A 6003-nucleotide genomic window follows, 5' to 3' on the forward strand; every position below is an offset into this window, starting at 1 on the left:
ATGCACTTGTCGGTAAACACGCGTGCCATCACGCTACGGGCCTTCAAGTCGGCGAGCACGAACTGGGTGTTCTGGAAGTCCGCGATGGTCTGGTCGAAGGCCCGGCGCTCGCTGGTGTATTCGACCGTGTAGTCAATCACCGTCTCGACCACGGTGGCCGAGCGGATCGCCTGCGCCAGCCGCTCCTGCGCCAGCTTGGTCATCATCAGTGAGAAGCCTTTGCCTTCCTCGCCCAGCATCGCATCTGCATCAACGCGCAGGTTGTCGAAGAACAGCTCGGACGTGTCCTGCGCCTTCATCCCCAGTTTGTCGAGATTCTTGCCCCGATTGAAGCCGGGCAGCGAGGCGTCAACGAGGAACAGCGTCACGCCTTTGGCGCCGGCCGCGGTATCGGTCTTGGTGGCAAGCACCAGCACGTCGCACATCTGGCCATTCGAAATGAACACCTTCTGCCCATTGATGACGAAGTGGTTGCCATTGCGCTCCGCCTTGGTGCGGATCGCCTTGAGGTCGCTGCCAGCGTGCGGCTCGGTCATGCCGAGCGAGCCGATCGCCTCGCCGCGCACCATTTTCGGCAGCCAGTGGCGTTTCTGCTCGTCGCTGCCGAAGGTAAGGATATAGGTCGCGACCAAATCAGTGTGGATTAGGAACCCAGGGCCGCTGGCACCGACGCGCCAAAGCTCTTCAAAAACCACCACGTCGAACAGATAGTCGAGCCCGAGGCCGCCGTATTCCTCGGGCACGGTGCAGCAAAGCATGCCGGCCTCGCCCGCCTTGAGCCACAACTCACGCGGTACAATCCCGTTTTTCTCCCACTGATCGTGGAAGGGGACGATTTCCTTCTCGACGAAGTGGCGCACTGTCTGGCGCCACATTTCGTGCTCGGGCTGGAATATCGAACGTTCAATCATTGGGCAGCCTTCATTCGCGGGAGCTGGCGGTCGGCGGCAGGAGTGGGTCCGGCGAAGTGATGACCTGCGGCGACTGCTGCGGACTGGCCAACTTGCGTGTCGTCGGTGAAAAAGGTCATCGTCCCCTCCTTGTCTCGCCAGCCTGACCTCAAGGCCAATTGCTCTTGCCAGACAATGTGAAGCTGTTTACTACTGTATTTGAGCCTGTCAAGCGCGAGTGGAGCAAAGCCGCCACTTTGGAGCGATAAGGCAGGGTATCGGATCGAGGAGAAGCGGGTGTCAGGGCTAACGCAATCATTCGGTATTGCCGCGCTCGGCGGCTATGTCCCGCTGCTTCGGCTAGACCGGAAGGCGGCGGCCCGCGAACTGGCCTGGTCCGGCCTACCAATGCCGCGAACGGGTACGCGCGCCGTTGCCGATTGGGATGAGGATGCGCTGACCATGGCAGTGGAAGCGGCCCGCCTGCTATGCCCGGAAAGCGCGCCGGACGCGCTCCGGTTCGCTTCGACTTCAGCCTATTTCACCGATCGCGCGCAAAGCGGGATGGCGCTCGATGCACTAGCCATGCCGCGCACGGTGCGCACCAGCGATGCCGCAAATTCGCGGCGCGCAGCCACCTCGGCAATGCTTGATGCCCTGTTGGGCGGGCGAGACGAGATCGTGACGGCCGGAGAGAAGCGGCCCACCCAACCGGGCAGTGCGGCGCAACTCGCCTTCGGAGACGGCGCGGCGGCTGTGCGAACCGGGCCTGATGCGCCCGCGAGGCTCGCGGGCCATGCCAGCTTCTCGCACGATCTGGTCGACCGCTACGCGTCGCGCGATCATCCGTTTACCTACACCTACGAAGAGCGCTTCGTGCGCGATGTGGCGGTGGCCGAAGTGATAATGCCGGTGGTGCGCACAGCGTGTTTAGCCGCCGGCATTGCGCCGGGGCAACTTGCCCATGCCGCCGTGCATGAACCGGTTGGTGGCTGCTGGCGTGCGGCGGCCAAGGCTCTGGGCTGCAAGGCCCCCAATCATTGTGAAGCGGTTTCCGATATAGTCGGCGATCTGGGCACGGCCCATGCCATCTATGGGCTCGGTCTCGCGCTCGACACGGCAGAAGTTGGCGACTTTGTGCTCCTCGTCGGCTTCGGCAGCGGCGCCGATGCCATGGTGTTCGAAGTGACTGGCCCGGTTCCGGGGGCCAGCGCGATGGCGGCGGCGCTCAAGGAAGGGCAGGTCCTCGTGAGCTACTCGCGCTTCCTTAGCCTGACAGGCTCGCTCGAGCTCGACTGGGGCATGCGCGCCGAATTCGAGCAGAAGGCGCAGGCGACTGTTCTCGAACGGGTGGGGCGCGATATGATCGGTTTCGTTGGCGGACGCGACAGCACTGGCAATGTGCAGTTTCCCAAGAGCGCCTTCCCGGCCAATCCGGCGCTGTCTGAGGTCGAAAAGATGGAGGATGAGCGGCTGGCCGATCTTGAAGCGACGATCGTTTCGATCACAGCCGACCGGCTCAACTTCAGCCCAGATCCGCCTTTCGACTTCGGCCTCGTACAATTTGAAAACGGCGCCCGCGTCCTGATGGAAATGGTCAATCGCCCCGCCGAAGGCTTTCGCGTCGGTGACCGCGTGCGGATGCGGCTCCGGATCAAGTCCCAGAACCGCCGTCTCGGCTTTCGCACCTACTTCTGGAAGGCGGCGCCGCTGATGCGGCCCGTGCTGGGAGACGCCTGATGGCCACGGGAATACGCGACAAGGTGGCCATCATCGGCATGGGCTGCACGCGGTTCGGCGAGCGCTGGGATGTGGGTGCGGACGGGTTGATGGTTGAGGCGTTTCTCGAAGCGCTCGCAGATGCTGGAATCGAGCGCGCCCGCATCGAAGCGGCCTGGGTCGGCAATGCGCTCGATGATATCAACGTCGGCAACAGCGCGCTGCCGGCCGCTCATGCGCTTCGGCTCGACAAGGTGCCGGTCACCCGCGTCGAAAACATGTGCGCCACCGGCACTGAGGCCCTGCGCGGTGCCGCTTATGCAGTCGCCTCTGGTGCGGTGGACGTCGCGCTTGCCATCGGCGTCGAGAAGCTCAAGGACACCGGCTACGGTGGGCTCCCGCTGCGCACCAAGGGCATGCAGAACGATCTGTGGATGCCGTATGGTTCAGCGCCGGGCACATTTGCGCAGCTTGCGGGTGCTTATGCCGCCCGCCACGGGATTCCGGCAGGGGACCTCAAGCGCGCGATGGCGCATGTCTCCTGGAAGAGCCACCAGAACGGCGCGCTCTCACCCAAGGCGCATCTGCGCGGCGCGGTCGATATGGATAAGATCCTCAATGCCCCGCTGATCGCCGATCCGCTTGGCCTGTTCGACTGCTGCGGTGTTTCGGACGGTGCGGCGGCGGCCATTGTCACCACGCCAGAAATTGCCCGTGCGCTGGGCAAGGCCGATCCGGTCACGATCAAGGCAATCCAGCTTTCGGCGAGCAATGGCTGGGAAATGCAGTTCGGCGCGTGGGACGGCGCTTCGGTGCCCAACACCCGCGCCGCCGCCGCACGCGCCTATGCAGAAGCCGGCATCCGCGATCCACGTGCCGAACTCGACATGACCGAGGTCCATGACTGCTTCTCGATCACCGAGTTGGTGATCATGGAGGACCTGGGTCTTTCGGAAGAAGGACGTGCGCCGGTCGACATTCTCGACGGACGCTATGATGCGGGCGGGGCGATCCCATGCCAGCTTGATGGCGGGCTGAAGTGCTTCGGCCATCCGGTCGGCGCTTCGGGTCTGCGCATGGCCTACGAGGTCTATACCCAGCTGCAAGGCCGGGCGGGCGATCGCCAGCGGAGCAAGGTCGATTTCGGGCTGACGCACAACCTTGGCGGATCGCCGTTCAACAGCGTTGCCGCTGTCGCGATCCTCGGCCGGCTGAACTGAGAGGGATTGGGACAATGGCAGGCCTGTGGTTTGATGAATTCAAGGTGGGGCAGGTGTTTCGCCACGAAGTGCGCAAGACCGTGCTGGACTACGAGAACAGCCTGTTCTCCTCGCTCACCTACAATCCTGCGCAGATCCATATCGATCACGCCTATTGCGAAGGCACCGAGTTTGGCCAGCCGCTGATGAACTCGATCTTCACGCTGGGACTGGTCATCGGGCTCAGCGTGCAGGACACCACGATGGGCACCACCGTAGGCAATCTCGGGATGACCGATACGACCTTCCCAAAGCCTGTCTTCTCGGGCGATACGCTTCGCGCTGAAACGAAGGTGCTGGAGCTTAGGGAGAGCAAATCGCGGCCCACGCAGGGCATCGTCACCTTCGAGCACATCGGGCTTAACCAGTGCAATGAAGTGGTGTGCCGCACCGTGCGCAACGCGCTGATGATGAAGAAGCCGGCATGAGGCTGCGCTCGCTTTTGTTTGTACCAGGAGACAGCGAGCGCAAGTTCGCCAAGGGCCGCTCTGCCGGCGCGGATGTGCTCATCCTCGATCTGGAGGATGCTGTCGCCCCCTCGATGAAGGAGGCCGCACGCGCCATGGTGACGGGCTGGCTTGGCGAGGCGGATGCGGTCAAGGCCAGTTTGTTCGTGCGGGTCAATCCGCTGGATACCGGCCTGACCGCTGATGATTTAGCGGCTGTGGTGCGGCCGGGCCTCGCGGGCATTCTCGTCCCCAAGGCCAACGGCGCGCAGGACGTTGCCACGATTGCCGGGATGATCGATCCGATGGAAGCTGCCGCCGGCATGGCGCCGGGCAGCGTGAAGATTATGGTCGTTTCCACCGAAACCCCGCAGGCGATGTTTGCGCTCGGCAGTTATACCCCGCCGCATCCGCGCCTGATCGGTCTGACCTGGGGCGCGGAAGACCTTGCGGCCGCCATTGGTGCGACGGACAACAAGGAACCGGATGGGCAGTGGACCGAGCCCTATCGCTTCGCGCGCTCGTTATGCCTTTTTGCCTCGGCTTCAGCCGGGGTGGTGCCGGTCGATACGCTTTATGCTGATTTCCGCGACGGGGCGGGGCTTGAGGTCGATTGCCGCCGGGCCCGTCGCGACGGGTTTCTTGGCCGGATCGCGATCCATCCCGATCAGGTCGCCACGATCAACCGCTGCTTCACCCCCTCGGACGAGGAGGTCGCGCATGCCCACCGGATTGTTGACGCTTTCGCCGCCAATCCCGATGCCGGTACGCTCGGGATCGACGGCAAGATGTTCGATATCCCCCACCTCAAGGCCGCGCTGAAGACGCTGGCCGCCGTCGGAGAAACCGCATGACCCAAGTCCGCCCTCTTCCCACCGAGGAAGACCTTCAGGCTATTCGCGAAGGCGTCCGCGCCGCTTGTGCGCCGTTCGGCGATGACTACTGGTTAGCTCGCGATGACGATGGCGAGTTCCCCCGCGAATTCCACCGCGCCATGGCCGATGGCGGTTGGCTCGGCATTACCATGCCTGAGCAATTCGGAGGTTCCGGCCTCGGTGTGACCGAGGCGATGACAATGATGAGCGAGGTTGCGGCCTGCGGCGGCGGGTTCGCGGCGGCTTCGACCATTCACATCAACCTGTTCGGCCCGCACCCCATCGTGGTGGAGGGCACGCTTGAGCAGAAGGCGCGCTGGGTCCCGCGGCTCGTTTCTGGCGAGGACCAGTGCTGCTTCGGCTTTACCGAGCCCGACGCTGGGCTCAACACCACGCGGATCAAGACGTTCGCCGAGAAAGTGCCGGGGGGTTATGTGGTCCACGGCCAGAAGGTCTGGACCTCGACCGCCCAAGTCGCGAACAAGATCATGCTTCTGACTCGGACGACCAAGTTCGAGGACTGCGCCCGGCCGACTGATGGCATCACGATCTTCTACACTGATCTCGACCGGTCCAAGATTGATGTGCGACTGATCAACAAGATGGGCCGCAAGGCGGTGGATTCGAATGCGATCTTCATCGACGGGCTGTTCATTCCTGACGAGGACCGCATCGGCGAGGAAGGGAAGGGCTTTGGCTACATCCTCCACAGCCTCAATCCCGAACGCATCCTCATCGGCGCCGAGGCCATCGGCATCGGGCGCGATGCGCTGCGGCGGGGCGTGAACTACGCGAAGGAACGCGTGGTATTCGA

The 6003-nt window shown here is 63.5% G+C and carries 7 protein-coding genes; 5 read left to right on the forward strand and 2 right to left on the reverse strand.

The window, feature by feature from the left end; genetic code table 11:
- Together Q0071_RS15370 and Q0071_RS15375 are read right to left on the reverse strand one after the other, a co-directional pair.
- The coding region (locus Q0071_RS15370) for an acyl-CoA dehydrogenase family protein (RefSeq protein WP_298171351.1) at window positions 1-860 on the reverse strand (860 nt) is incomplete at its 3' end.
- A 47-nt stretch (window positions 861-907) separates the two neighbouring features.
- The gene (locus Q0071_RS15375) at window positions 908-1030 is read right to left on the reverse strand and encodes a hypothetical protein (RefSeq protein ID WP_298171354.1); all 123 of its coding nucleotides are present in this window, start codon (window positions 1028-1030) and stop codon (window positions 908-910) included.
- A gap of 157 nt (window positions 1031-1187) precedes the next feature.
- Between Q0071_RS15375 and Q0071_RS15380 the strand changes: the two genes are divergently transcribed.
- From Q0071_RS15380 to Q0071_RS15400, 5 genes are all read left to right on the forward strand, one after another.
- The gene (locus Q0071_RS15380) at window positions 1188-2630 is read left to right on the forward strand and encodes an OB-fold domain-containing protein (protein WP_298171357.1); all 1443 of its coding nucleotides are present in this window, start codon (window positions 1188-1190) and stop codon (window positions 2628-2630) included.
- Window positions 2630-3829 (forward strand): acetyl-CoA acetyltransferase, encoded by a 1200-nt coding sequence (locus tag Q0071_RS15385; RefSeq protein WP_298171360.1) that lies wholly within the window; start codon window positions 2630-2632, stop codon window positions 3827-3829. The genes Q0071_RS15380 and Q0071_RS15385 overlap by 1 nt, the downstream gene beginning before the upstream one ends.
- Window positions 3830-3843: 14 nt before the next feature.
- Window positions 3844-4296 (forward strand): MaoC family dehydratase, encoded by a 453-nt coding sequence (locus Q0071_RS15390; RefSeq protein WP_298171363.1) that lies wholly within the window; start codon window positions 3844-3846, stop codon window positions 4294-4296.
- Window positions 4293-5168, forward strand: coding sequence for a CoA ester lyase (locus Q0071_RS15395; protein WP_298171366.1), 876 nt, complete (start codon window positions 4293-4295; stop codon window positions 5166-5168). Before Q0071_RS15390 ends, Q0071_RS15395 begins: the two co-directional genes overlap by 4 nt.
- Window positions 5165-6003, forward strand: an 839-nt coding sequence (locus tag Q0071_RS15400) for an acyl-CoA dehydrogenase family protein (RefSeq protein WP_298171368.1), incomplete at its 3' end; no start/stop codon positions are given. The genes Q0071_RS15395 and Q0071_RS15400, both read left to right, overlap by 4 nt.

This window comes from Novosphingobium sp. (genome assembly GCF_027486195.1).
GTDB lineage: Bacteria > Pseudomonadota > Alphaproteobacteria > Sphingomonadales > Sphingomonadaceae > Novosphingobium.